The organism is Streptococcus hyointestinalis, from assembly GCF_011039275.1.
Classification (GTDB): Bacteria; Bacillota; Bacilli; order Lactobacillales; family Streptococcaceae; genus Streptococcus; species Streptococcus hyointestinalis_A.
Map to the genome: position 1 here is coordinate 1,312,479 of NZ_JAAKGB010000001.1, position 23,288 is coordinate 1,335,766.

The window sequence follows — 23,288 nt, forward strand, 5'->3', positions numbered from 1 at the left end:
AAACTATAACCTTTCCTGTAAGAGAAGTGTAATGCCCTCTTTTCTCCAGCGCTCAATTAGAGTTTGGCTGGACTTCTCATCAAAAGAGAGGGCAATCCCGCAATCACCGCCACCAGAACCCGATGACTTAGCGACACAGTCTAAGCCAGAGCTAGCTGTTTTTAAGCGTCGTAGGCTATCATTGTAAATGGCAGGGCTGAGCTGGTCAAGAAGTGTGCTAATCATCTCTAAACTGTCCTTGATAGCGGGTTTATCACCTGTCTCAAGAGCGATTATCAAGCGTAAAACCTGCTGATTTGTCTCAGTCAGAAAGGCTTCATCAATTGAACCTTTGACACGCCTTATCATGTCTTTTGAGATAGAGGGTTGTCTTGTCCAGCCCACCAGAAAATCAATATCTAAAACAGAATGCACTGGACGAATACTGTAGCCCCAATCAGACGCTAACACCTCTTGTAAACTGTGCGAGTCTATCTGACGGCGCACCGCTTCTCTGTCAAAGGCTGTGTAGGCAATCAAAGACTCATAAGAGATACAAGCAATATCACCCATCGAACCATTATCACCACGCTTTAAGAGCACATAAGCTGCCAGCTTAAACAGCAGGTCAGCTGATACATCGAGCTGATAGAGCGCAGCCATTGCCTTTAGCGTCAAAAGCACAACGCTACCGCTCGAGCCGATACCTAGCTTTAGCCCATCACGCTCCAGCTTACCTGTGATAGCAAGAGAAAAGGACTGAAGCTTCTGACCACAAGCGAGCGCATACTCCTCCATCACCGCAACAGTCTCTTGGATGAGAGCGTAATTAGCGTCAGGGCTTGCCATATCACAGCTGTAGTCAAACATGTCAGAGGAGAGCTGATAGGTGCTGTTTGGCTGGATACTAGCACGCATATAGATGGGGATGAAAGCCAGCAGCGCTGTTTGTTTGGGCGCTAAAATAGCGTACTCACCAGCGACATAGAGCTTTCCACCTGTTTTGACCTCTATCATCTGATCTCCTTTGTCCTAGATGCGATAATCGTGTAGTCCTCCTCAAAGCGCTTAGAGAGACGCTCTAAGTCCTCTTCTAAGCAGAGTACCTTGATGTTTGGTCCAGCGTCCATGGTGAAATAGCAGCGCTCACCTTGCTTACGAAGTGCACGCACATACTCCATTGCCTGGTAGGACTGGTCGGTTAGGTAAGAAAAAGCAGGATTTGAGGTTCGTGTCGTCTCGTGCATGGCAAGGGCATTTTGCTCTGTCAGCACTCCTACCTTCTCAAAGTCTCCAGATTTTAAATAATCTAGCATTTGTGGGTAATCTTTGTCAGACTGCTCAATCCACTGTTGAAAGCTAGTAGAGGTATCATGACAACGCTTCATGCCCTCACGGCTTGAGATAGGCTTTTTCTGGTCATTAAGCACTAGCACAATCATAGCTAGTTTTAACTGAGTCTCAACCGGATAGACCGCTCCGCTCTTCTTGTCCCAAGCAGCGATAGGACCAAAGAAGGAGCGTGACGAGGAGCCAGAGGCAAATTTTGCTTCTTGAGCGAGCTCTTCTTGGCTGAGATTAGTTTCAAAGAGTTTATTAGCTGCTAAAATGAGAGCAGACAAACCGCTAGAACTCGATGAAAGCCCTGCTGCTGTTGGCATGTTATTTGTCGTATCAATGCGGACAAACTGCCTTTTTCCATCTCTAAAGCGGTCTAAAACCGCCGCCATCTTAGCATGTTCTGCCTCGTCTTGGAGCACACCATCAATATAGAACAAGTCGCTTTTAGCATCATCTGGTAAACATGTGAGTGTCGTTTGGGTAAACATATTTTCTAGCGTCAAAGAGATACTGCTGGTTGAGGGAATCATCTTTTGGCTATCCTCTTTGCCCCAATATTTGATAATGGCAATATTGGCGTAAGACTTGGCACTTACAGTTTTTCCGTCCATGTATTGACTGCTCCTTCTTTCTTTAGTTGACCACTGAGTTTTTCTGCTTCTTCTTGGCTTTTGACAAGTGCGATAATACATCCGCCTAGACCACCGCCTGTCATTTTGGCGCCTATGGCACCCTCTTTTTGGGCAATAGCGACAAGGTGGTCACACTCTTTGCTGCTGACACCCAGCTGTCTTAGGGCTTTGTGCGCTGCAAACATACTGCTACCAAGCACTTCTAGCTGACCTGCGGCGATACTTTTTTCTGCGGTTTCTGCTAAATTGCCTAGCTCTTTTAGCAAAGGTAGCGCTGGCGCACCTAGGCTTTTGACCTTTTCAACGGCTTCACTGGTGTGCCCATAGATACCTGTATCAGCTATCAAGAGGTGTGCGTCCAGATTGAGAGCGATTTCTGAAAAGCCGATATTTCGGATAAACTTAATCGCCACCTCACTGAGACAGGTCTTGGCGTCAAGACCGCTAGGGTTGGTGTGCGCAATCATCTCTGCTTGATTGACCAGATACTCCAGTGTCTCAAGTGATAAGTTCTCCTCAAAATAGTCAAAAACACCACGAATAGCAGCGATAGCAACCGCTGCTGAGGAGCCCATGCCACGCTTTTTAGGCACTTGCGATTGGATGTGAACATCCAAGCACTCCTCTTGCTTATCCAAATGCTCAAGCGCTGCAAAAATAGCCATGGCAAGCGGATCTGTCACATCAAGCTCTAAGGGATGACTTCCCTTTGTCACCTGACAAACCACTTCAATGTTCTTCAGAGGTAAAGCAATGGCTGGATAACCATACACCACCGAGTGCTCCCCCATTAAAATAATCTTACTATGCGCTTTTCCGAGTCCGATTTTTTTTGTCATATTACTACTCTTTTTTACATTTCAGTCATTTCTATTGTAATATAAAACCACTAAAAAAGCGACTGTTGACCTGATAGCGCTCTTATTCCTTATTCACCTAAATGCTAGTGACACAAGCCGTTTTTTTAATGGTTTCATCAGCATAAGTCCGAAAGCTAATTATATCATAAAATGAGAAAAAAAGCAGTCCCAGACTACTTTTTTACTTTGGATGTGCTTTGGATAGAATAGCTTGGGCTGATAAGGACAGCTTTTTCTCCTCCTCCTCGCTCAAGGACAATGGATAAATGGAGACAATGCCGTCTCTACCAACGATAGCTGGATAACTGAGATAGACACCAAACTGCTCATGATAAGTCGAGACAGGATAGACACTACGGCTATCTTGAAAAATGGTCTCAATCAGCTGTTGGCAACACTTAGCGATGGCAAAGTTGGTGTAGCGTTTGCCATTAAAGACTGCCTGACCGCCTTTGCGTACGCTCTCTTCAAAGCTGATAGGCTCAATGTTAGACAACAAAGCCGTATCAACTGTCGACCAAGCGATAAACTGCGAATCCCCATGCTCACCTAGCACATAACCTGATAGAGAGCTAGGATTGATACCCGTTTCCTGCCAGAGCTGTCTCTTCAGACGGCTGGTGTCCAGCAAAGTTCCTGTCCCAAAGATTTTATCCTTTGGATAATCCAGCTCTTTTTGGAGCAATGTCGTGATAGCGTCACATGGATTTGAGATGACGATGATAATGCCAGAAAAGGCAGTTATTTTTAGCTTTTCAGCGATGTCTTTGACATTCTTGCGGTTGATTTCTAGCTCCACCCATCGGTCAGGATTGTCACCGAAGTAAGCCTTGATGTCACCAACCGAAATGACTAAAATCTCTGCATTAGAAAGGGCTGTATAGTCATTTGTCCTGATAGTGACAAAATGCCCACTTGCAGCAAAGCTATCCTCCAAATCCAGCTTGTCTGCTAGGAGCTTATCTTCCCTTTTATCAATCAAAACAAGCTCATCAACTGCTCCAGACTGTACCAGATTATTTGCTAGAGTGCTTCCGACATTTCCTAAACCAATGATACCTACCTTATGCATACCTTCTCCTTTTACTATAAAAAGACAATAAAATGAATGGTGTCGTCTTTATAAGTGACCTTGATACTCCCTTTAAACAAATGCACCATGCTCTCTGCGATGGACAAGCCAATACCATAGCCCGATGTCTCGCTATGGTGCGACTCGTCCGCTCGATAGAAGCGCTCAAAAAAGCGACTGTAGTCCACATCACGCCCAGCCACATAAGTGTTTGAGACTACCAAGCGAGCTCGTCTGCTACGCTTTGGCTTGGTCAGAGTCACACTGACTGTACCTTCTGGGTCGCAATATTTATTGGCATTGTCCACTAGCAAGGTCACCAGCTCAAAGAGGGATTTTTCCTCTGCTTTGACATGGATATTGGGCTGGATGGACATCTCAAAGAACTTGCCGTCACGAATAACTGGTCCTTTAAAGTCCTCAGCCGCATCCTCTGTGATGGCTGAAAAATCCAAATCTTTTAGTACCAACTCTGGCTGCTCTTCTAGTCTTGCCTGCGTAACTAAGCTATTGATAAGCCCTGTCAGGCGGGCAATCTGGTCTTTAGTGGACTTGGTCCACTCAGACTCTCCGTTCATAAGCTCTTCGAGTTCAGTGTTGGCAGAGATAATCGCCAGAGGCGTTTTAAGTTCATGCCCTGCATTGGTGATAAAGCGGCGCTGTTTCTTGTAATTATCAACAAAAGGACGAATGGCACGCCCAGAGAAGACGACAATCACCACCACAAAGAAACCAAGACAGACGATACTCAGCCAGACAGCGGTATTGAGCAGGCGATAAGACGTGGAGGTAAAGACCGAAACGTCTAGCACCACCAGCAGGTAAGTATTGTTTTTTTGCTTGGTGACCTTGTAAGCATAGGGCACACCCGATATACGAAGACGCCCCGTGCTATCACCAATGTCAAAAATATCATTGCTGTAACTCTCGACCTCATCCTCACTCAAAGCTCTGATATGGTCGGTGTTGAGCGATTTTATCTCGTTGTTTCGAGACAAGGTCGCACTAAAATAAGAATAGCGACTCAGCGTGTCCTCCGTCACAGGCTCACCTAGAGCTTGACTGATTTCAGAGAGCTTTGGAAATTCACCGCCATTGTCTGAGAGAACGGTTAGGATATTGTTAATTTGAGTGTTGCTCTGATTGTCAACGACTAGCGTGGTAATGCCAAAAACCGTCCCCAAAATAACACAGACAGCCGCTGTTGCGATGGCGATAAACTGCAAGCGCAGCCTTTGAAACATATTGAGCCGAAAAAAAGCTAGCGTCCTATTCATGCGAAACCTCAACTAGGGTGTAATCACGCCCCTCATCTCCGATAATGTCCAAGTTGGCACCGACAGATTTCAGCTTCTGACGCAGATAGGACACGTACATAAAGACATAGCCGCTGTCCACACCGTCAGCGTCATTTGACCAGACGTGGTTAAACAAACGCTCGGTTGAGAGAGTTTTGCCGACATTGAGCATGAAAAACTCGAGCATTTTAGCTTCTTTACCAGCTAGACGAATTGTGTTTTCACTGCTTAACTCTTGCTCACCGACGTTAAGTGTGACGCTGCCAACCTCAAGGATATTAGGCGTGAAGCTATCCACTCGTCTTGCCATTGAGCGCAGGCGTGCCAGCAACTCTTTTAGCGAAAAAGGCTTGGTGAGATAGTCATCTGCTCCAGCGTCTAGTCCTGTCACACGGTCATCAATCTCAGACATTGCCGTCAGCATGATAATGTGCGCTTGACTGCCTGACTGTCTGATTTCCTCAACGGCTTCGATACCTGTTTTCTTTGGCATCATGACATCCATGACCATAACGTCATAGGCGTTTTGGCTTGCCATATCTACTGCCATCTGCCCGTCCTGTGCCACATCAACCTTGTAGCCCTCATGGGCTAGTGCAGTGCTTAGCACTCGTGCCATCTGCACTTCATCTTCTGCAATCAATACCCGCATTACTCTTCCTCCTTACTACTCTCCACGATAAGCTGCCTAATAGTCTGCATGGTCAAATCAACCGACGCCATCTCATCAGCGCAGCGCTTAAGCTCACGCACGATCCTCTCGGGATTTTTAATCTCGTGCTTGTACTTCATCTGGTGCTCGAGACTCGCCCAAGAATCCTGTGCAATGGTGCGCAGTTGAATCTCGATGAAATAGCGCCCTGGCTGATTGCCCTCGCAGTCTGGTCTATCCGTCTCAATCTCTAAAATCAAGTGATAAGAGCGATAGCCATTGGGCTTGGCATGTAAGATATAGTCCTTTTCAGTGACAATCTTGCAGTCCTCGTAGTTTCTGATAAGTTCAACTAGTCTATAAATATCATCCACAAAACCGCAGATAATCCGAAGACCAATGCTATCACGAATAACTTTGAGCGCTGATTGCTCTGTCTCTGGCAGACCTTTTCGCCTGCACTTTTCACGCATGCTGTCTTCTGCTTTGATACGAGCATTGAAATGCTCATAGAGTTTGTAGCCTGTTTTTGCCTTTTGGGTTTTATTTTCAGCCATGATACGCTGGCTAAAAGTCTCTAAAATCTCCTGCAAATAGGGTTCGTATTCCCCATAAATACTGGTATCCATAACTTGCCTTTCTTATCGTTACTTTCTATCCATTATAGCACACTAAAGAGGAATTGCACCTTAAAAGGTCATCAATAAAAAGCGATGAAAGTCTCTTTCACCACTTTTTTGCTCTTATTCATCAACGATGGTAATGGACGCACCCAGCGCACGCAATTTATCAATGATATTGGCATAGCCACGCAGGATGTACTCGATATGGGTAATCTCTGTCTTGCCTTTTGCCATCAAGCCAGCAATAACCAAGGCAGCACCAGCTCGTAAGTCAGACGCAACAACCTGTGTCCCTGTCAGCTTATTTGGTCCATGCGCTACGATACGACCGCCAACAAGACTGATGTCCGCTCCCATACGAGCAAGTTCTGGTACATGATTGACCCTTTTTTCGTAAATGGTATCAATCACCTGTGAACGCCCGCTAGCTTTTAGTAAAAGCGGCGTTAGCGGTTGCTGCAAATCTGTCGCAAAACCTGGATAAGGCGCTGTTGTCACCGAAACACCACGCAAACTGTCTTGCTTTTCAACAAAGATAGCGTCCTCTTCGACCGTCATCCGAACGCCCATCTCCTCAAGCTTAGCGATAAAGGACTCCAAGTGTTCGTAGAGGACATTAGTCACACGAACTCCCTCGCCAATAGCTGCCGCAAGAGCGATATAAGTCCCAGCCTCGATACGGTCTGGAATGACCTGATGACGTGTACCGTGCAACTCCTCGACACCTATGATAGTGATGGTATCTGTCCCCGCCCCACGAATGTGAGCGCCCATGTTATTGAGTAGGGTCGCTACATCAATAATTTCAGGCTCACGAGCAGCATTTTCAATAACGGTGCGTCCTTTTGCCTTGCTGGCTGCAATCATGGTGTTGATGGTCGCACCCACAGAAACAGTGTCCATATAAATATGCGCTCCGTGCAATTCCTCGCCTTCTGGAACGGCAATGCGCATGACCTCACCCTCATAGAACACTTGTGCTCCCATAGCTTCAAAGGCTTTTAAATGCAGGTCAATAGGACGTGGACCAAGGTCGCACCCACCAGGAAGCCCCACAATCGCACGCCCAAACTTAGCTAAAAGGCTACTGTAAAAGTAATAAGATGCTCTGAGATTTGTCACCTTTGAAAAGGGCAAAGGCATGTCTTTGAGCCCTCTTGGGTCAATGGTGAGACTTGTCCCACAGCGCTCCACATGCACACCCATATCTAGCAAAATACCAATGAGATTTTCCACATCAGAAATGGCAGGCACACCGTCTAATGTCACGACATCATCTGCTAGGATAATGGCTGGAATGAGGGCAACGACGCTGTTTTTAGCGCCCGAAATCACCACTTCACCCTTTAGAGACTTGCCACCTTCAATTACAATTTTTCGCATACTGTCCAATCTTTCTTATACATGAATTCAACCTTTTCATTTTACCACAAGCCTACCTCTTTAGCAATAACTTGCCCTTAGTTTCTCCTACTATGAAATTTTGTCAATCTGTCAATCAAGAGAATAAAAAAGCTGCTAAAGCAGCTTTTTGTCTTAGGCATTCTTTTTGATAAGTCTTGTCAGATAGAGTGACAAAAGAAGAGCGATAAGGTAGATAACGATGAAAACCAGCAAAGTCGTGGTGTAATTGTTAAAAAGCTCATAGGTGGACGACAGCAAAATAGGACCTGCCAAACCTGCCATTGCCCAAGCCGTCAGAGCAAAACCGTGAATGGCTGCTAGTTCTCTTGTCCCAAAAATATCACTCAGATAAGCCGGCAAAAGCGAAAAGCCAGCACCGTAGCAAGTCATGACAAGAGACATGGCAATGATAAAGATAATCGGTGCGTGAGCGACCAACAGCAGCGCAGAGATGATAAGACTCACCACCAACAGAAGCGTAAAGGTCAGAGGGCGTCCGATGTAGTCTGACAAAGCTGCCCAGAGGAGACGCCCAAAGCCATTAAAGAGCCCTAGGATACCAACCATAAGAGCCGCTGCCTCTGCTGACATGCCAGTCATGTCCTGCGCCATAGGTGACGCTGCGGAAATCAAACCCAAACCACAGGAAATATTGATAAAAAGCATAAGCCAAAGTAGGTAAAATTCTTTCGTTTTTAGGGCTTGATTAGCAGTCATGCCTTTTTCAGCAGCTGTGCTAGAGTGTTTTTTCGTGCTTGCTTTAGAGAGACTGGCAAGCTCTTCTTCGGTCGGTCTTTTGATAAACTGTGAGACGACAAACATAACCACAAAGTAGATGACCCCTAGGATGTAGAAGGTCTTGCTGACACCAAAATCATCAATCAAGACTTGAGCAATAGGACTTGTCAACAGCGAAGCAAAGCCAAAGCCCATAATGGCAAGACCTGTCGCTAGACCACGCTTATCTGGAAACCACTTGATAATGGTAGAGACAGGTGTGATATAGCCAGCACCTAGCCCCAAACCACCTAAAATGCCGTAAGAAAAGTAGAGCAACCACAACTCCTGTCTATCAATGGCAACCCCTGTCAAGATATTGCCCAGCGCATAGAGGACAGCGGAAATGGTCCCTGTTACCCGTGGTCCGAACTTTTCTACCAGCCGCCCCATAAAAGCAGCCGACAAGCCGAGACAGAAAATAGCCAGACTAAAGGCAAAAGCAACGGACGACGCACTCCAGCCCGTCTCTTCCATGATAGGATTGCGGTAGACACTCCAAGCATAGGTTGAGCCTAACATCAAGTGCAGGATAATTCCCGAAATAGCAACAATATATCGATTGGTTTTCTGCATGAAAAACTCCTTATATATGAACGTTTTGTTATTTTTTTGTTTCATCGTTCGTATTTAGTCTAACAGCTTTTTACCTAGAAACCAATTCATTTGACCGGAAAGCGTTTTCTTATTTGCGTGATAAAAAAGCTCCTTTGCAGGAACTTTTCATGTTATTGCACCGCTGCTTTAAGGGCTTCAACCTTGTCCAATTTTTCCCATGGGAGGTCAATGTCTGTACGTCCCATGTGTCCGTAGGCTGCAGTTTGCTTGTAAATGGGGCGCTTCAAATCCAACATCTGGATGATACCCGCTGGACGCAGGTCAAAAATAGCACGCACAGCCGCTTCTAGCTTGTTTTCAGCAACCGCACTTGTCCCAAAAGTGTCAATGCGCACTGATACTGGACGAGCCACACCGATGGCATAAGCCAGCTGAACCTCTGCCTTTTTAGCCAGACCAGCTGCCACGATATTTTTAGCAATGTAGCGTGCCGCATAAGAAGCCGAGCGGTCTACCTTGGTCGCATCCTTACCAGAGAAGGCACCGCCACCGTGACGGGCATAGCCGCCATAGGTATCAACGATAATCTTGCGACCTGTCAATCCTGAGTCCCCTTGAGGTCCGCCGATAACAAAGCGCCCTGTCGGATTGATGAAGTACTTGGTCTCCTCATCCAGATATTTGTCTGGAATGACAGCCTTAATGACCTGCTCAATCACGTCTTTTTGAATTTGCTCATTGGTCACGTCTGGATCATGCTGGGTCGAGATAACGACGGTATCCACGCGCACAGGCTGGTCATTTTCATCATACTCAACAGTAACTTGGCTTTTAGCATCTGGACGTAGGTAAGACAGAGCACCTGACTTTCTCAAATCCGCTAATTTCTTGACCAATTTGTGAGACAGTGAGATAGGTAGCGGCATGAGCTCTGGCGTCTCATCTACTGCAAAGCCAAACATAAGGCCTTGGTCACCCGCACCAATCAAATCAAGCGGGTCTTGGTCTTTATTGCCACGCACTTCAAGAGCTTCATTGACCCCTTGGGCAATGTCTGGCGACTGCTCAACCAGCGACGGATGAACCTCGACAGACTCCGCAGAAAAGCCATACTCTGCTTTGTCATAGCCAATCTCTGCAATAGTGTCACGCACCACACGGTTGATGTCCACATAAGCTGTGGTGGAAATCTCACCAAAAACATGGACGCTTCCTGTATAAACAGCTGTCTCTGCTGCCACGTGCGCTTCTGGGTCTTTTTCCAAAATCGCATCTAAAATAGCATCTGAAATCTGGTCGGCAATCTTGTCTGGATGTCCCTCAGACACAGACTCCGAAGTGAATAATTTACGTTCTGACATGAACGGTCCCCCTTTTAATAAATAGTGTGTTAAAAAGTTACAAAGCACTGACCAAAGTAAGTGGTCACCTTATCGGGACTTAATAACTGTTTAAGTATAACACTTTTTAGCCTTTATAGAAATAGCTGACACCTGATTTTTGATAAAAACTTTATATCAGTATTTCGCCAAAAACTATTGTATAATGGTCTTATGATAAAAGGAAATACAAGCTACACAGACAGATTAGATCCCCAGTGGTTGCAAAAAGAGCTCGCTTTTTCAGTGACCTTTATGGAAAATAGCCAGTCCACACAGCTAGATGCCAAAAAAGCCAAAGAAAAAGAAGCCCTCGTGCTTCCTCATCTCTTTATAGCCAACCACCAGACAGCAGCTGTTGGGCGCTTCTCACGTCCTTTTTTTGCCAGCAACAATCAAGGTATCTACATGTCTCTCTACCTGCCAGTAAAAGCCGAAAAAGAGCTGTCTACCTATACCATGATGGCAGCTTCTAGTATTGTCAAAGCCATTAAAAAATTGACACGCATAGACACACACATCAAGTGGGTCAATGATATTTACCGCAATGGTAAAAAAATCGCTGGTATCCTAACAGAAACCACAACCAATAAGAAAACAGGGCAAACAGACGGTGTCATCATCGGTATCGGGATAAACTTTGCTATCTCAGACTTCCCAGTGGAGTTACAAGATAAAGCAGGCAGTCTTTTTGATGACATGCCGACAATCAGTCGAAATGCCCTCATCAAAGAGATTTGGCGGCTCTTTTTTACCATTCCAGAATATGACCATATCAAGGTTTATAAGGAAAAATCACTGGTACTTGGACAGAGAGTGCGCTTTAGTGAAAATGGCAAGCTCTTTTCAGGACTTGCCACAGACATCCTCAATTCAGGGACGCTTGTCGTAGAGTTAGATAATGGTGAGGTCAAATACCTCTCAAGCGGTGAGATTAGTCTTGATTCTTGGTCAGATCAATAATAGCGTCCGTCGCTTTTGAGACAAGATAAGCACGGCGCAAATCACGATACAGCAAAAACGCCCAGACCCCTGCAAAGAAATAAGACCCTGCAAAAAAAGCTTCATTCATAAAGTAAGTCTCAGCTGCACACAGAACAGCTGTCAGTAAAAAACGTTGTATGTTCATAAAGCTATTATAACACATTCTCAAAAAGAGAGGCTAGTTGTACTAGTCTCTCTTTTAGTTCTAATCCTCCACCAGCTCAATCTTATCAGCTAGAAAGTGAAAGTTTTCTGGGATAGTGGCGTCTAAGGTGTTTTCCTCAGCAGGTTGGTCCTGCTGCTGCGCTTTTCGCTGCTTAGCAAACTCTCCACGAATGCTGTTAAAGTCCGAACGCCCAACGGCTAGGATATTTGGTGAGAAGCCAGCGACCTTGCTCATGATATTACCAAAAATAGCGTTGAGGTCTGAGCGTTTCATGGCTTGCTCGGCGTTAAAGGCAGCGTCAAAAGCCAAAATGGCATTTTCGCTATTGGCTAGCACTGGCTCTGAACCACGTAAAAGCGCCCTGTCCTGAACGGAAATGCTGTCCAAAATTTCATTCCAAGCGCTCTTAAGCGCCTCTAGGTACTCACGAGACTTTTGACTGTCGACCACCGTTTCTTCCATGATGGTCAAAATCTTAGCTCGGTCTACTTTGTAGGTAAAGCTACTCTTAGCTCTAGCAGGTATACTGCTAGCTTTTGGCGTTTGCGTGCGCAAGCGCTCCATTTCTTGCTTGAGCTCTGTTATCTCGCTACGCAGGCTATCCAGTTCTTCAGCGACATTTTCTGGTAAAGTTGTAGTCTTACTTTCTGCTAGCTCGACCAACTGAATGGTCATCATCTCGGCATAAATCCTTGGCTGACTGGCAGACTTGATGACACCAAGCTGCTTGGTGACCGTGTCAATCATCTCAAAGAGCAGGTCATTGTCTAAGGACATATTCTCCGTGAACATCTCTGTCTGGCTGGAGGAGCTACCGCCTGCCTTTGCCACCAGCAAATCCCGCAGGTAAACCAGCAAATCCGTCGCCAAACGGCTCATGCTCTTGCCACTATCAAAGATGGTCTCCAAGTTTTCGAGCGCTCCATTAACATCTTTTTGAGCGATATGATAGACGTACTCGTCCAGAGCTCGCAGGGAGATACTGCCCGTTATCTCCTCAGCAATGGCAAGCGTCACACGATTGTCAGCGCTAAGGCTCAGCGCTTGGTCGAGAATAGACAGGGCGTCACGCATACCACCCTCAGCTCGTCTGGCAATGAGCGTTAGCGCTTCTTTCTCATAGCTAATGGCTTCTTTCTCCAAAATAGAAGCCAAGTGTTCTTCAATCGCCTGCTGTTTAATCGCCTTGAACTCAAAGCGTTGCACACGAGAGAGAATGGTCGCTGGAATCTTGTGTAATTCTGTCGTCGCTAAAATGAAAACGACATTCTCCGTTGGCTCTTCTAGCGTTTTCAGAAGGGCATTGAAAGCCCCTGTTGAGAGCATGTGCACCTCATCAATGATGTAAACCTTGTAGGTCGCACGGCTCGGCGCATAGGTCGACTTATCTCTGATGTCACGGATTTCATCGACACCGTTATTAGACGCAGCGTCAATTTCAATGACATCCTCAAGCGCACCACTGGTAATATCTCGGCAAATATCACAGTGATTGCAGGGCTCGCCGTCCACTTGGTTGGGGCAGTTCATGGCTTTGGCAAAAATCTTGGCTGCGCTGGTTTTCCCTATCCCACGTGGTCCAGAAAAAAGATAAGCATGACTAATCTTACCCGAAGCCACTGCTTGCTTGAGCGTGGTTGAGATAACCGACTGCCCCACCATCTCATCAAAAGTCTGGCTACGGTATTTACGGTATAAAGCCTGATACATTATGCTCTCACCTCAAACATAGAAAAATCCCACTGCGTTTTTGACAATAGAACATCTAAAAACGCCTGCAAAAAGTCTAGGTCAAGCTCGTCATAATCCGCTACTTTCTGAGAATCCAAATCTAAAACACCCAGCAAGTGCCCGTCCTTTAGCATAGGCAGGACAATCTCACTTCTTGCTGCCGAGTCGCAGGCGATGTAGTTGGCGTGCCTTGTCACATCCTCAACAATCATGGCTTTTTGCGACTGAGCGACCTCACCACAGACACCTTTTCCAAGTGCAATCCTTACACAAGAGACATGCCCTTGAAAAGGACCCAAGACAAGCTCACTTCCGTCATAGAGATAAAAGCCAGCAAAAACAGTGTTTGGCAGAGTTTCTCTTAGCAGAGCTGAAGCGTTTGCGAGGTTTGCGATAACATTTGTTTCACCTGTAAATAGCGCTTCTGCCTGCGCTAGCATGAGCTGATAATTTTCTTTTTTTCGTGCTTTTTCCATACTTTTTATTATAGCATATTTGCTACGCACGCGCTGAAAATATAAGTAAAAAACAAGATGAGAAACTCATCTTGCCTTTACTAGTCAATGGTAATCATGGCTTTGATAGTCTTACGCTCTTGCATGTCCTTGTAGGCTTGGTCAATGTCAGAAAGTTTGTAGGTTTGCGTAAAGACCTTTCCTGGGTTGATGTCACCATCAAGCACTGCCTTTAAAAGCACTGCCTTGTCATAAGTCGTCACAGAGGCTGGACCACCTGCAAAGATAGTGTTTTTCATAAAGTAGTCGCCCATGTTGATGTCACCCGTGTGAGGCACACCGACACGTCCAACGACAGCACCCGGACGAGCAATAGCAATAGCCGTCTCGGTAGATAAGTGTGTCCCTACACACTCAAGCGCTGCGTCCACACCATCACCATTTGTCAATTCCAAAACTTTAGCGATACCCTCTTCACCACGCTCAGCCACGACATCTGTCGCCCCAAACTCAAGAGCAAGCTGTTGACGGTCTTCGTGACGGCTCATGATGATAATGCGCTTAGCGCCACGCAATTTAGCTGCGATAACTGCACACAAACCAACCGCACCATCACCGACAACAGCAACCGTATCACCTGCCTTGACATTTGCCACACGTGCAGCGTGATAGCCCGTTGGCATCACATCTGCCAGTGCTAGGAAGGATTTTAACATGCCTTCGCTATAGTCGTCGGGCTGACCAGGGATTTTGACCAAGGACCAGTCAGCATGGGTGTAGCGCACATACTCTGCCTGGTAGCCGTGTGAGAAGTTAGTTGCAGCAGAATGACTTTGACAACCTCCTTCAAATCCTGCACGACAAGCAGCACAATGCCCACAGCCATGCGTGAAAGGCGCAATGACAAAGTCTCCTGCCTTTACCGTGTTGATAGCAGCACCGACTTTTTCAACAATCCCAATGATTTCATGTCCTGAATTGTCTGAGCCAGCTTCTTTGGCGTCATCTCCTCGGTAAGTCCACAAGTCAGACCCGCAAACACAGGTTCTAACCACACGGATGACCGCATCGTCTTGCTCTATGATTTCTGGCATAGGAGCGTCTTGAATAGCTACTTGCCCTTCTTTGATAAATACAGCTTTTTTCATTGTATTTCCCTTTCCGTTCTTTATTTGTCTCCCATTATAAGCTTTTATTTTAAAAATAACAAATACCTATTAGTGATGGCTTACCATAACCAATAGGTATGATGATTTTAGTAGTATTCACCTTGGCGATAGTCCCAAGAGTTGAAGGTGTCTGACAAGTGCATCATGATTTTATCAATGTCAAGCCCTTTGCGGATAACGACTGGACAAGGTGTGACTGAGCGACTGCTTGCGCCTTGCTCAGGGATGAGCTTGCCATCCTTATCCACCATAGACACCATAACACCTTGCTCGTAGCGGGTCTCAACTGTCTTATCTGGCTGGATAGACGCTACATAGTCGTCTGCTTCGATGACAAGGTCGACCATAGACTCGATACGCTCACCGATACCCTCGACCTTACCACGGTTTCCTTTACCAGATGGGTTGGCTGATGACGCATAGACCATACGTCCTTCTTTTTCCCACATTTCTTTAGCTAACTGCTCACCAGCTTTACCAAACTTGATGACAAAGCATGAGGTGCCTCGCACGTCTGTCATGAGTTCTTCACGTCCGTCACCAATGGCAACGAGCTTTTCATAAGCGTCTTTACGCCAAGGAAGGATACAACCAAGGAGAATGTCCTCATCCCAGTGTTTTTGATAAAAAGCGTCAATTTCAGGAGTGAGCTGTGCTAGGCTACGAAGCTCATCTAGTGAACCACAAAGTACGACACCTGGTTTGTTGCGGTTACGTTCCTTAGCTTCAAATTTACGCTCCAAACCTTTTCTGTCCGCTGTCATGATAATGTAGCCAACTTTTGTCGGGCAGACGATAACGCCACCCTCACCACGCATAATCTCAAATCCTTCCTGCGAAAGATTGCCATCCCATTGAATGTGTTTTGTCATCTTGTTTTCCTCTTCTGTATTATTTTCTAATTTCTAATATTGTCATCATTGTTTTGACAAACAAATGACTTATAAAACTTAGTTTATCATGTCAATTCTGACTTTTCAAGTATTTTTCTAAATTTTCAAAAATTATTTTTCATCGTCACGCCAATAAGCTGGTCGCTTCTTTTCATAGGCTGTAATCAAGTCCTCATACTGCAAGGTAATGCCGATATCATCTAAACCATTTAGGAGCTTATGCTTCCACTCACCATCAATCTCAAAGCTGAAATCACCAATAGGTGTGATAAGTAACTGCTTTTCAAGGTCAACTGTGATGGTTTCATCTGGCGAGAGCTTAGCCAGCTCTTCACGCACCTCTCTTGGCTGAACAATAGGCAAAAGCCCGTTGTTGAGCTCGTTATTGTAGTGAATGTCGCCAAAAGAACCTGCAATCACTACTCGAAAACCGTAGTCAGCCAGCGCCCATGCAGCGTGCTCACGTGACGAGCCTGCTCCAAAATTATCCCCTGTGATGAGAATGCCAGCATTCTTATAAGGCGCTTGGTTGAAGATAAAATCGGGATTTTCCGTGTAATTGTCATCCAAATAACGCCACTCGTACATGAGATACTTGCCAAAGCCTTTTTTATCAATCAACTTCAAAAATTGCTTGGGCAAAATCTGGTCGGTGTCAATATTGTCATTCATCAAGGGAACTGTCGTCCCTGTGTAAACGGTAAATTTTTCCATAGGTCTCCTTGCTAAGTGGCTTCTTCTAGCTCTCTCACATCGACAAAGCGTCCAAAAATAGCTGCCGCTGCTGCCATAGCTGGACTACAAAGGTGCGTGCGTGCACCAACACCCTGCCTGTCCTCAAAGTTGCGATTGCTGGTAGAGGCAGCGTGCACTCCCGTTGGCACCTTGTCAGGATTCATCCCAAGACACATGGAGCAGCCTGGGTCACGCCACTCAAATCCTGCTTCCTTGAAAATCTTGTCCAATCCCAGCTGTTCAGCTGCACGCTTGACAGGACGACTGCCAGGCACCACAATGGCGGTCATATTAGGTGCAATATGCTTGCCCTCAACAAAGCGAGCCGCCACCTGAAGGTCACTCAATCTGGCATTGGTACAAGAGCCCAAAAAGACATAACCCAACTCAATATCACTGGCTTTTTGACCTGGCTCTAAGTCCATGTAAGCATAGGCACGCTCGTCATTGAGGTCACGACTCTCTGGAAAGACTTCACCATAAGCCACACCCATAGACGGATTGGTGCCCCAAGTGACCATGGGCGCTAGCTCTGACACATCAAGCGTGATGACCTTGTCATAGGTCGCATCCTCGTCTGACACTAGCGTCTTCCAATCAGCGACCGCTTCGTCAAAGCGCTTAGGACGGTGCGGTTTGTCCTTTAGATAATCATAGGTGGTCTGGTCGGGATTCATAATCCCCATCTTAGCCCCAAACTCAATGGACATGTTGCAAATGGTCATGCGCTCTTCCATGGTGAGGTTGGAGATAGCCTCGCCTTGATACTCCACCACATGACCAACACCAAGAGACACTCCGTATCTGGCAATCAAAGCCAAAATGTAGTCTTTAGCGTAAACACCCTTTTGCGGACGCCCAACAAAGCGTACCAAGAGTTTCTTTGGCTTGACTTGCCAGAGCGTTTGCGTCGCAAAGACATGCTCCACTTCTGTCGTTCCAATCCCAAAGGCAATAGCACCAAAAGCGCCGTGTGTGGCTGTGTGGCTGTCGCCGCAGACGATAAATTTCCCAGGCTGAGTACGCCCTGTCTCTGGTCCAACCATGTGAACAATACCCTGCAATTCTGAGCCGTGGTCCGCATGCGGAATGCCAAATTCTTTGACATTGCGAGCAAGAGCATCCATCTGCGCCTTGGAGATGACGTCACGGATATCATAGATATTGACAGTTGGGACATTATGGTCAAAAGTCCCAAAGGTCAGGTCTGGACGGCGAACTTTGCGCCCAGCTTCTCTCAGACCGTCAAAAGCCTGCGGACTCGTCACTTCATGGATATAGTGCTGGTCGACATACATGAGCTGCGGCTCACCTTCTCTACCTGTAATCACATGACGTTCCCACAATTTATCAAAAATGGATTTTCCACTCATTTGTCATCCTCCAAAGATAATAGCTAACGAGAGCTAGTATGACAATACCCAGCGCCCAACTCAACTGAAAGTACCACTTTCTTGTCTTATGATGAAAGACAAGAGCGCCGAGATAAGCTCCCACACCACCTAAAAGGTAAGTCATGGCAAGGAGACTCTTTTCAGACAAGCGCCAGCCCTTCACTCTAGCCTGCCGTTTATCATAACCATAGCAGCAAAAGACAAGGCTATTCCACACCAGCACCACTAAAATGTACAGTCTCATAGGTTATCAATAATCGCCTGTGTCATCTCGCTTGTTTTGGCATTGCCGCCAAGGTCTGCGGTCAGTATACCTGCTGACAAAGTCTTCTCAACAGCTCTTTCAATCATGCTTGCCGCTTCTTTTTGCGCAAAGCTGTCACGCAACATCATGGCAACAGACAAAATCATGCTGATGGGATTAGCGATATTTTGCCCTGCAATGTCTGGGGCAGAGCCGTGAATAGGCTCGTAAAGACTTGGTCCATTAGCAGAATGGCTGGCTGACGGCATAACACCAAGTGTACCTGGTAGGACACTGGACTCGTCAGACAAGATGTCGCCAAAGAGATTTTCCGTCACGATAACGTCAAATCGGCTAGGATTTGTAATCATAAGCATGGCTGCGCTATCGACCAACTGGTGCTCTAGGGTCACTTCTGGGTAGTCTTTTGCGACTTGGTCAGCGACTTTACGCCAAAGTTTTGAAGTGGCAAGGACATTTTGCTTATCAATGCTAGTGACTTTTTTCTTGCGCTCTTTGGCTAGCTCAAAAGCTTTACGCACGATACGCTCGATTTCAAAAGCAGCGTAGGCGTTGATGTCCTGTGCACTGTCATCCTCAAGATGATGCTCGCCAAAGTAGATACCACCTGTCAGCTCACGCACGACAACAAAGTCAACGTCTCGGATAATCTCCTCTTTGAGTGGCGATAAGTGCTTCAGCGCCTCGAAAATACGCACCGGACGGATATTGGCAAAGAGATTGAGCTCTTTGCGAATAGCAAGCAGTCCTTGCTCAGGGCGCACTGGAGCTGTGTCGTACTTAGGGCTTCCGATAGCAGCTAGTAAAATAGCATCCGCAGACTTGGCTGCCTCAAGCGTGTCCTTTGGCAGAGGTTCACCAACGGCGTCAATGGCTGCGCCGCCAAATACTCTATCATCAATCTCGTAGCTAAAACCTGTCTTTTTCGCCACCGCAGCTAGAACCTCTAGTCCTGCTGCCATGATTTCTGGACCGATACCATCGCCTGCTAGGGTCACAATTTTCTTTGTCATAAGCACCTCTTAAAAATCTTTTTCAGAAAGCTTGTGCTTCATTTCGCCAGCGTTTTCTTTTTGCGCAAGAGCATTGGCATTAACGTAAGCGATAGCTCCAGCTTTTAGGACGTCAAAGTCAATACCTGAAGCGTTGAAAATAGTGCCTGTATCTACATTTTCAATGGAAACAGACACTCGTGCCTGCGCATCAATCCCATCCGTCACCGCATCAATCGTATAGCTGAGCAGTTTCACTGTTTGGTTAAAGAACTTGTCGATAGCATTGTAAATTGCCTCAACAGAGCCTTTGCCGTTTGCTAGGATAGCGACTTCTTCGCCGTCTGTATTGGTCATAAAGACCTCTGCTGTGTTGGTTTCGTCGCTGTTTGAAGTCAGGGTCAGATTGCTAAAGTGGAAGCCTTCTGGATTTTCAATCTCAACACCTGAGACAAGGGCGATAATATCAGCGTCTGTAATCTCGTGTTTTTTATCTGCCAGTTTTTTGAACTTGGCAAAAAGACTCTTGATTTCCGCTTCATCAAAGGTCAAGTCAAGTTCTTTGAGCTTTTCAATGAAAGCATGACGACCAGAGAGCTTGCCAAGTGGCAGTGAGTTTTTCTTGACGCCAACCAGCTCTGGGGTGATGATTTCGTATGTCAGTGGATTTTTCAGCACGCCGTCTTGGTGGATACCAGACTCGTGTGAGAAGGCATTGCCACCGACCACAGCCTTGTTTTTTGGAATGGCAATCCCTGAAAAACGAGACACCAAGTCGGCTGTATTGACAGTTTCGTTGAGTTTGATAGGGCTTTTAGCTTGATAGAAATCTTCTCGGATGTTGAGCGCTACAGCGACTTCTTCCAGCGCAGCATTTCCCGCACGCTCACCAATACCATTGACTGTCCCCTCGATACGACCAGCGCCATTTTTGATGGCAGAAAGTGTGTTGGCTACCGCCATACCAAGATCATTGTGACAGTGTGGGCTAAAGATAATCTTGCGGTCTGATTTGACATTTTCGATGAGGTGTTTGAAGATAGCGCCGTATTCTGTCGGTGTTGTAAAACCAACAGTATCAGGGATGTTGATATAGGTCGCACCTGCGTCCACAGCGGTTTGGCAGACCTCAAGGAGGTAGTCAAGCTCTGTGCGTGTGGCGTCCTCTGGCGAGAACTCCACCACATCAAAATACTTTCTAGCATAGCTGACCTGCTCTTTGATGATGTCAAGGATTTCTGCCTTTGATTTTTTGAGTTTGAACTCACGATGGATTGGGCTGGTTGCGATAAAGACATGGCATTGAGGATATTTGGCGTCTTTGAGCGCTTCATAGCAAGCGTCAATGTCTGATTTAACCGAGCGGGCTAGCCCTGACACAGCGGTTGTCGTCATGGTTTTGGCGATTTGTTTGACCGCCTCAAATGAATCTGGACTGGCTGCAGGAAAACCTGCCTCAATGACTGAAATGCCCCATTTTTCAAGCTGCTTTGCGATAGCTACTTTTTCTTTGATGGAAAAATTAACGCCTGGTGTCTGCTCACCGTCACGAAGTGTGGTATCAAGAAATTCAACTGTTTGCATCTGCTTCACCTTTTCTAATTCTAATATACTAAAAAACATCCCACTACCAAGCGAGATGTTTTTCCCGCTTGGTAAGCCAAACAGGACTAATGCTTTTGCACTAGCCCAGACACCTCAATAGCAAAACGATTGAAACTGTACGCATTTGACTTCTCCTTGAATGTTTGTTGATAGTAGTATATAATTTTCAGACTATTTTGTCAATGATAATGTGAAAAGTTTTTTGACTTTTTGAGACAAAAAAGACTCAGCTTGTGCCAAGTCTTTTACTCTTATTCTTCAGTAGCGTCCGCCAAAATGCTTGCCACCTTGGTGTTAATCAAGTCAATAGCGACAACATTGCTGACACCCTCAGGGATGACCACATCGGCATAGCGCTTTGTCGGCTCGATAAACTGATGATACATAGGCTTCACCACACTTGTGTACTGCTCGATAATGCTATCTAAGCTACGCCCACGCTCCTCCATATCACGCTTGATACGACGAATGATACGAATATCATCATCCGTATCCACAAAGACCTTGATGTCCATCAAATCACGCAAGCGCTTATCCTCAAGCACCAAAATCCCTTCAACGATAAAGACATCTTGAGGTTCTTGACGATAGGTCTCGCTACTGCGAGTGTGCTGCGTATAGTCGTAGATAGGAATATCGACTGGGCGCCCTGCAATCAGCTCGTTTAAGTGCTCAATCATCAGATCCGTATCAAAGGCAAGCGGGTGGTCGTAGTTGGTTGTGACACGCTCTTCAAAGGTCAGATGGCTTTGGTCTTTGTAGTAAGAATCGTGCTCAATCATAGCGATATTTTCATCTGGAAAATGTGACAAAATAGCTCGTGACACACTGGTTTTTCCTCCACCAGAACCACCAGTAACACCGATAATAATTGGTTTTTTAGGCATAATTACTCCATTCTCAAAAATGCTTTCCTATCTATTTTACACTATATTTGACATTTGAAAAGCCCCAAAAGGCAACTTAGACAAAATGTAAGCTTTCGAACACTTCTGTCTCCCTAGCTTTTTTGGTATAATGGTAAAAACAAAAGAATTTGAGGATTTACTATGAACCGTTTTCCTGATAGTTGGAACACACTTTTTGAGGAAAAAAATATCACAGCACTCACGCCTATTCAAGAGGCGCTGTTTGAGCCTATCACTAAAGGGCAAAATGTCCTTGGTATCAGCCCGACAGGCACAGGAAAGACTCTTGCTTATCTTCTGCCCTTGCTCCTAAAATTGCAACCTAAAAAAGCGCAGCAATTGCTTATTCTAGCGCCAAATTCAGAGCTGGCTGGACAGTTATTTGAGGTCAGCAAAACTTGGGCAGAGCCTCTTGGCTTACAAGCGCAGCTCTTTTTATCCGGCTCTAGTCAGAAACGCCAAATTGAGCGCTTGAAAAAAGGACCAGAAATTCTCATTGGGACTGCTGGTCGGATTTTTGAGTTGGTCAAGCTCAAAAAAATCAAAATGATGAAGGTTGACACCATCGTCTTAGACGAGTTTGATGAGCTTCTCGGTGACTCTCAGTACAGCTTTGTCACCAAAATCTGCCACTATGTGCCTCGTAGTCACCAGATGATTTACATCTCAGCCACACAAAAAATTGCACAGGACGCTTTAGCAGATGACACGGTGCGTATCGACCTGTCTGATACGGAGACGGCACCTATCAAGCACTACTACGTCATGCTTGATAAGCGCGACAAGACCGACTTTTTGCGCAAGCTCTCAAACATCCCTGACTTTAGAGCGCTGGTCTTTTTCAATAGCTTGTCTGAACTTGGTGCTTGTGAGGAGCGTTTGCAATTTCACCAAGCGTCAGCCGTGTCTCTTGCCAGTGACATCAATGTCAAATTCCGCAAGGTGATTTTGGATAAGTTTAAACAAAATGAGATTGCCCTACTTCTTGCGACTGACTTGGTAGCTCGTGGGCTTGATATTGAGGCGCTTGATTATGTGGTCAATGCAGAGCTGGCTCGAGACAAAGAAACCTACACACACCGTGCTGGACGTACAGGACGCATGCACAAAGAAGGCTCTGTCATCACGTTTGTCACCAACAAAGAAGAACTCAAACAGCTCAAAAAATACGCTCCTGTGCAGGAAATTTCCCTAAAAAATCAGCAATTTTACATCAAAGAAAACTAGATTGGACAACCAATCTAGTTTTTCATTTTTTTCTGTGCCAATAATCATAAACCAGCACGACAATTGCTAAAACGATAACAGCATAAAAGCCAAAGATGATGATACCAAGATGTGTCATAACGATTAGCCATAACAAGAAAAGACAAAAAGCAAAGAAAAGTTTACCCCAAAAACCTAGCTTTCGCTTTA

23 protein-coding genes are annotated in these 23,288 nt (G+C 45.9%); 2 read left to right on the plus strand and 21 right to left on the minus strand.

Annotated elements, in window-relative coordinates; genetic code table 11:
- Positions 1-3: 3 nt before the first annotated feature.
- From G5B60_RS06320 to metK, 10 genes are all read right to left on the minus strand, one after another.
- A complete protein-coding gene (locus tag G5B60_RS06320; RefSeq protein ID WP_164683254.1) occupies positions 4-996 on the minus strand; it encodes a phosphomevalonate kinase in 993 nt (330 codons plus the stop codon).
- Complete coding sequence (gene mvaD, locus G5B60_RS06325; protein ID WP_164683255.1) at positions 993-1,931, minus strand: diphosphomevalonate decarboxylase; 939 nt, start codon at positions 1,929-1,931, stop codon at positions 993-995. The genes G5B60_RS06320 and mvaD overlap by 4 nt, the downstream gene beginning before the upstream one ends.
- The gene (gene mvk / locus G5B60_RS06330) at positions 1,913-2,791 is read right to left on the minus strand and encodes a mevalonate kinase (RefSeq protein WP_164683256.1); all 879 of its coding nucleotides are present in this window, start codon (positions 2,789-2,791) and stop codon (positions 1,913-1,915) included. Before mvk ends, mvaD begins: the two co-directional genes overlap by 19 nt.
- A 202-nt stretch (positions 2,792-2,993) precedes the next feature.
- A complete protein-coding gene (locus G5B60_RS06335) occupies positions 2,994-3,884 on the minus strand; it encodes a lactate/malate family dehydrogenase (protein ID WP_164683257.1) in 891 nt (296 codons plus the stop codon).
- Between the two features lie 14 nt (positions 3,885-3,898).
- Positions 3,899-5,128, minus strand: a complete 1,230-nt coding sequence (locus G5B60_RS06340; protein ID WP_164684217.1) for a sensor histidine kinase — start codon at positions 5,126-5,128, stop codon at positions 3,899-3,901.
- 25 nt (positions 5,129-5,153) lie between these two features.
- Complete coding sequence (locus G5B60_RS06345) at positions 5,154-5,834, minus strand: response regulator transcription factor (protein WP_164683258.1); 681 nt, start codon at positions 5,832-5,834, stop codon at positions 5,154-5,156.
- Positions 5,834-6,463, minus strand: a complete 630-nt coding sequence (locus G5B60_RS06350) for a GTP pyrophosphokinase (RefSeq protein ID WP_164683259.1) — start codon at positions 6,461-6,463, stop codon at positions 5,834-5,836. Before G5B60_RS06350 ends, G5B60_RS06345 begins: the two co-directional genes overlap by 1 nt.
- 114 nt (positions 6,464-6,577) lie before the next feature.
- Positions 6,578-7,840, minus strand: coding sequence for a UDP-N-acetylglucosamine 1-carboxyvinyltransferase (locus tag G5B60_RS06355; protein WP_164683260.1), 1,263 nt, complete (start codon positions 7,838-7,840; stop codon positions 6,578-6,580).
- Positions 7,841-7,993: 153 nt separating this feature from the next.
- Positions 7,994-9,214: an L-lactate MFS transporter gene (locus G5B60_RS06360; protein ID WP_164683261.1), complete on the minus strand. Its 1,221-nt coding sequence runs from the start codon at positions 9,212-9,214 to the stop codon at positions 7,994-7,996.
- 152 nt (positions 9,215-9,366) lie between these two features.
- Positions 9,367-10,557: a methionine adenosyltransferase gene (gene metK, locus G5B60_RS06365; RefSeq protein WP_164683262.1), complete on the minus strand. Its 1,191-nt coding sequence runs from the start codon at positions 10,555-10,557 to the stop codon at positions 9,367-9,369.
- Positions 10,558-10,749: 192 nt separating this feature from the next.
- Here metK and G5B60_RS06370 point away from each other — a divergent pair, with 192 nt between their 5' ends.
- Positions 10,750-11,538 (plus strand): biotin--[acetyl-CoA-carboxylase] ligase, encoded by a 789-nt coding sequence (locus G5B60_RS06370; protein WP_164683263.1) that lies wholly within the window; start codon positions 10,750-10,752, stop codon positions 11,536-11,538.
- On the opposite strand, the gene G5B60_RS06375 is transcribed toward G5B60_RS06370, so the two are convergent.
- The 11 genes from G5B60_RS06375 to udk form a co-directional block, all read right to left on the minus strand.
- Entirely contained in the window at positions 11,510-11,704 is a 195-nt protein-coding gene (locus tag G5B60_RS06375) for a DUF3272 family protein (protein ID WP_164683264.1), read from the minus strand. The genes G5B60_RS06370 and G5B60_RS06375 overlap by 29 nt on opposite strands.
- A 60-nt stretch (positions 11,705-11,764) precedes the next feature.
- Positions 11,765-13,435: a DNA polymerase III subunit gamma/tau gene (gene dnaX, locus G5B60_RS06380; RefSeq protein WP_164683265.1), complete on the minus strand. Its 1,671-nt coding sequence runs from the start codon at positions 13,433-13,435 to the stop codon at positions 11,765-11,767.
- Positions 13,435-13,932, minus strand: coding sequence for a GAF domain-containing protein (locus tag G5B60_RS06385; protein WP_164683266.1), 498 nt, complete (start codon positions 13,930-13,932; stop codon positions 13,435-13,437). Before G5B60_RS06385 ends, dnaX begins: the two co-directional genes overlap by 1 nt.
- A gap of 80 nt (positions 13,933-14,012) precedes the next feature.
- Entirely contained in the window at positions 14,013-15,059 is a 1,047-nt protein-coding gene (locus G5B60_RS06390; protein ID WP_164683267.1) for a zinc-dependent alcohol dehydrogenase family protein, read from the minus strand.
- Positions 15,060-15,166: 107 nt separating this feature from the next.
- Positions 15,167-15,952 (minus strand): L-threonylcarbamoyladenylate synthase, encoded by a 786-nt coding sequence (locus G5B60_RS06395; RefSeq protein ID WP_164683268.1) that lies wholly within the window; start codon positions 15,950-15,952, stop codon positions 15,167-15,169.
- Between the two features lie 132 nt (positions 15,953-16,084).
- Positions 16,085-16,687: a 3-isopropylmalate dehydratase small subunit gene (gene leuD / locus G5B60_RS06400; RefSeq protein WP_164683269.1), complete on the minus strand. Its 603-nt coding sequence runs from the start codon at positions 16,685-16,687 to the stop codon at positions 16,085-16,087.
- A gap of 11 nt (positions 16,688-16,698) precedes the next feature.
- A complete protein-coding gene (gene leuC / locus G5B60_RS06405) occupies positions 16,699-18,081 on the minus strand; it encodes a 3-isopropylmalate dehydratase large subunit (protein WP_164683270.1) in 1,383 nt (460 codons plus the stop codon).
- Positions 18,059-18,346 (minus strand): DUF1294 domain-containing protein, encoded by a 288-nt coding sequence (locus G5B60_RS06410; RefSeq protein WP_164683271.1) that lies wholly within the window; start codon positions 18,344-18,346, stop codon positions 18,059-18,061. Before G5B60_RS06410 ends, leuC begins: the two co-directional genes overlap by 23 nt.
- Entirely contained in the window at positions 18,343-19,380 is a 1,038-nt protein-coding gene (gene leuB / locus G5B60_RS06415) for a 3-isopropylmalate dehydrogenase (RefSeq protein WP_164683272.1), read from the minus strand. Before leuB ends, G5B60_RS06410 begins: the two co-directional genes overlap by 4 nt.
- A gap of 9 nt (positions 19,381-19,389) precedes the next feature.
- A complete protein-coding gene (locus tag G5B60_RS06420) occupies positions 19,390-20,943 on the minus strand; it encodes a 2-isopropylmalate synthase (RefSeq protein WP_164683273.1) in 1,554 nt (517 codons plus the stop codon).
- A gap of 272 nt (positions 20,944-21,215) precedes the next feature.
- Positions 21,216-21,851 (minus strand): uridine kinase, encoded by a 636-nt coding sequence (gene udk / locus G5B60_RS06425; protein ID WP_164683274.1) that lies wholly within the window; start codon positions 21,849-21,851, stop codon positions 21,216-21,218.
- A 162-nt stretch (positions 21,852-22,013) separates the two neighbouring features.
- Here udk and G5B60_RS06430 point away from each other — a divergent pair, with 162 nt between their 5' ends.
- Entirely contained in the window at positions 22,014-23,099 is a 1,086-nt protein-coding gene (locus tag G5B60_RS06430; protein ID WP_164683275.1) for a DEAD/DEAH box helicase, read from the plus strand.
- The last annotated feature ends 189 nt before the right edge of the window (positions 23,100-23,288 follow it).

What these genes read in the sequence shown, in the direction of transcription:
- G5B60_RS06320 (WP_164683254.1), bottom strand. Translation starts at nt 996, where the DNA reads ATGATAGAGGTCAAAACAGGTGGAAAGCTCTATGTCGCTGGTGAGTAC.
- mvaD (WP_164683255.1), bottom strand. Translation starts at nt 1,931, where the DNA reads ATGGACGGAAAAACTGTAAGTGCCAAGTCTTACGCCAATATTGCCATT.
- udk (WP_164683274.1), bottom strand. Translation starts at nt 21,851, where the DNA reads ATGCCTAAAAAACCAATTATTATCGGTGTTACTGGTGGTTCTGGTGGA.
- G5B60_RS06360 (WP_164683261.1), bottom strand. Translation starts at nt 9,214, where the DNA reads ATGCAGAAAACCAATCGATATATTGTTGCTATTTCGGGAATTATCCTG.
- G5B60_RS06390 (WP_164683267.1), bottom strand. Translation starts at nt 15,059, where the DNA reads ATGAAAAAAGCTGTATTTATCAAAGAAGGGCAAGTAGCTATTCAAGAC.
- G5B60_RS06335 (WP_164683257.1), bottom strand. Translation starts at nt 3,884, where the DNA reads ATGCATAAGGTAGGTATCATTGGTTTAGGAAATGTCGGAAGCACTCTA.
- leuC (WP_164683270.1), bottom strand. Translation starts at nt 18,081, where the DNA reads ATGAGTGGAAAATCCATTTTTGATAAATTGTGGGAACGTCATGTGATT.
- G5B60_RS06385 (WP_164683266.1), bottom strand. Translation starts at nt 13,932, where the DNA reads ATGGAAAAAGCACGAAAAAAAGAAAATTATCAGCTCATGCTAGCGCAG.
- mvk (WP_164683256.1), bottom strand. Translation starts at nt 2,791, where the DNA reads ATGACAAAAAAAATCGGACTCGGAAAAGCGCATAGTAAGATTATTTTA.
- dnaX (WP_164683265.1), bottom strand. Translation starts at nt 13,435, where the DNA reads ATGTATCAGGCTTTATACCGTAAATACCGTAGCCAGACTTTTGATGAG.
- leuD (WP_164683269.1), bottom strand. Translation starts at nt 16,687, where the DNA reads ATGGAAAAATTTACCGTTTACACAGGGACGACAGTTCCCTTGATGAAT.
- G5B60_RS06355 (WP_164683260.1), bottom strand. Translation starts at nt 7,840, where the DNA reads ATGCGAAAAATTGTAATTGAAGGTGGCAAGTCTCTAAAGGGTGAAGTG.
- G5B60_RS06350 (WP_164683259.1), bottom strand. Translation starts at nt 6,463, where the DNA reads ATGGATACCAGTATTTATGGGGAATACGAACCCTATTTGCAGGAGATT.
- G5B60_RS06430 (WP_164683275.1), top strand. Translation starts at nt 22,014, where the DNA reads ATGAACCGTTTTCCTGATAGTTGGAACACACTTTTTGAGGAAAAAAAT.
- G5B60_RS06410 (WP_164683271.1), bottom strand. Translation starts at nt 18,346, where the DNA reads ATGAGACTGTACATTTTAGTGGTGCTGGTGTGGAATAGCCTTGTCTTT.
- G5B60_RS06340 (WP_164684217.1), bottom strand. Translation starts at nt 5,128, where the DNA reads ATGTTTCAAAGGCTGCGCTTGCAGTTTATCGCCATCGCAACAGCGGCT.
- metK (WP_164683262.1), bottom strand. Translation starts at nt 10,557, where the DNA reads ATGTCAGAACGTAAATTATTCACTTCGGAGTCTGTGTCTGAGGGACAT.
- leuB (WP_164683272.1), bottom strand. Translation starts at nt 19,380, where the DNA reads ATGACAAAGAAAATTGTGACCCTAGCAGGCGATGGTATCGGTCCAGAA.
- G5B60_RS06370 (WP_164683263.1), top strand. Translation starts at nt 10,750, where the DNA reads ATGATAAAAGGAAATACAAGCTACACAGACAGATTAGATCCCCAGTGG.
- G5B60_RS06420 (WP_164683273.1), bottom strand. Translation starts at nt 20,943, where the DNA reads ATGCAAACAGTTGAATTTCTTGATACCACACTTCGTGACGGTGAGCAG.
- G5B60_RS06375 (WP_164683264.1), bottom strand. Translation starts at nt 11,704, where the DNA reads ATGAACATACAACGTTTTTTACTGACAGCTGTTCTGTGTGCAGCTGAG.
- G5B60_RS06345 (WP_164683258.1), bottom strand. Translation starts at nt 5,834, where the DNA reads ATGCGGGTATTGATTGCAGAAGATGAAGTGCAGATGGCACGAGTGCTA.
- G5B60_RS06395 (WP_164683268.1), bottom strand. Translation starts at nt 15,952, where the DNA reads ATGACAAAACACATTCAATGGGATGGCAATCTTTCGCAGGAAGGATTT.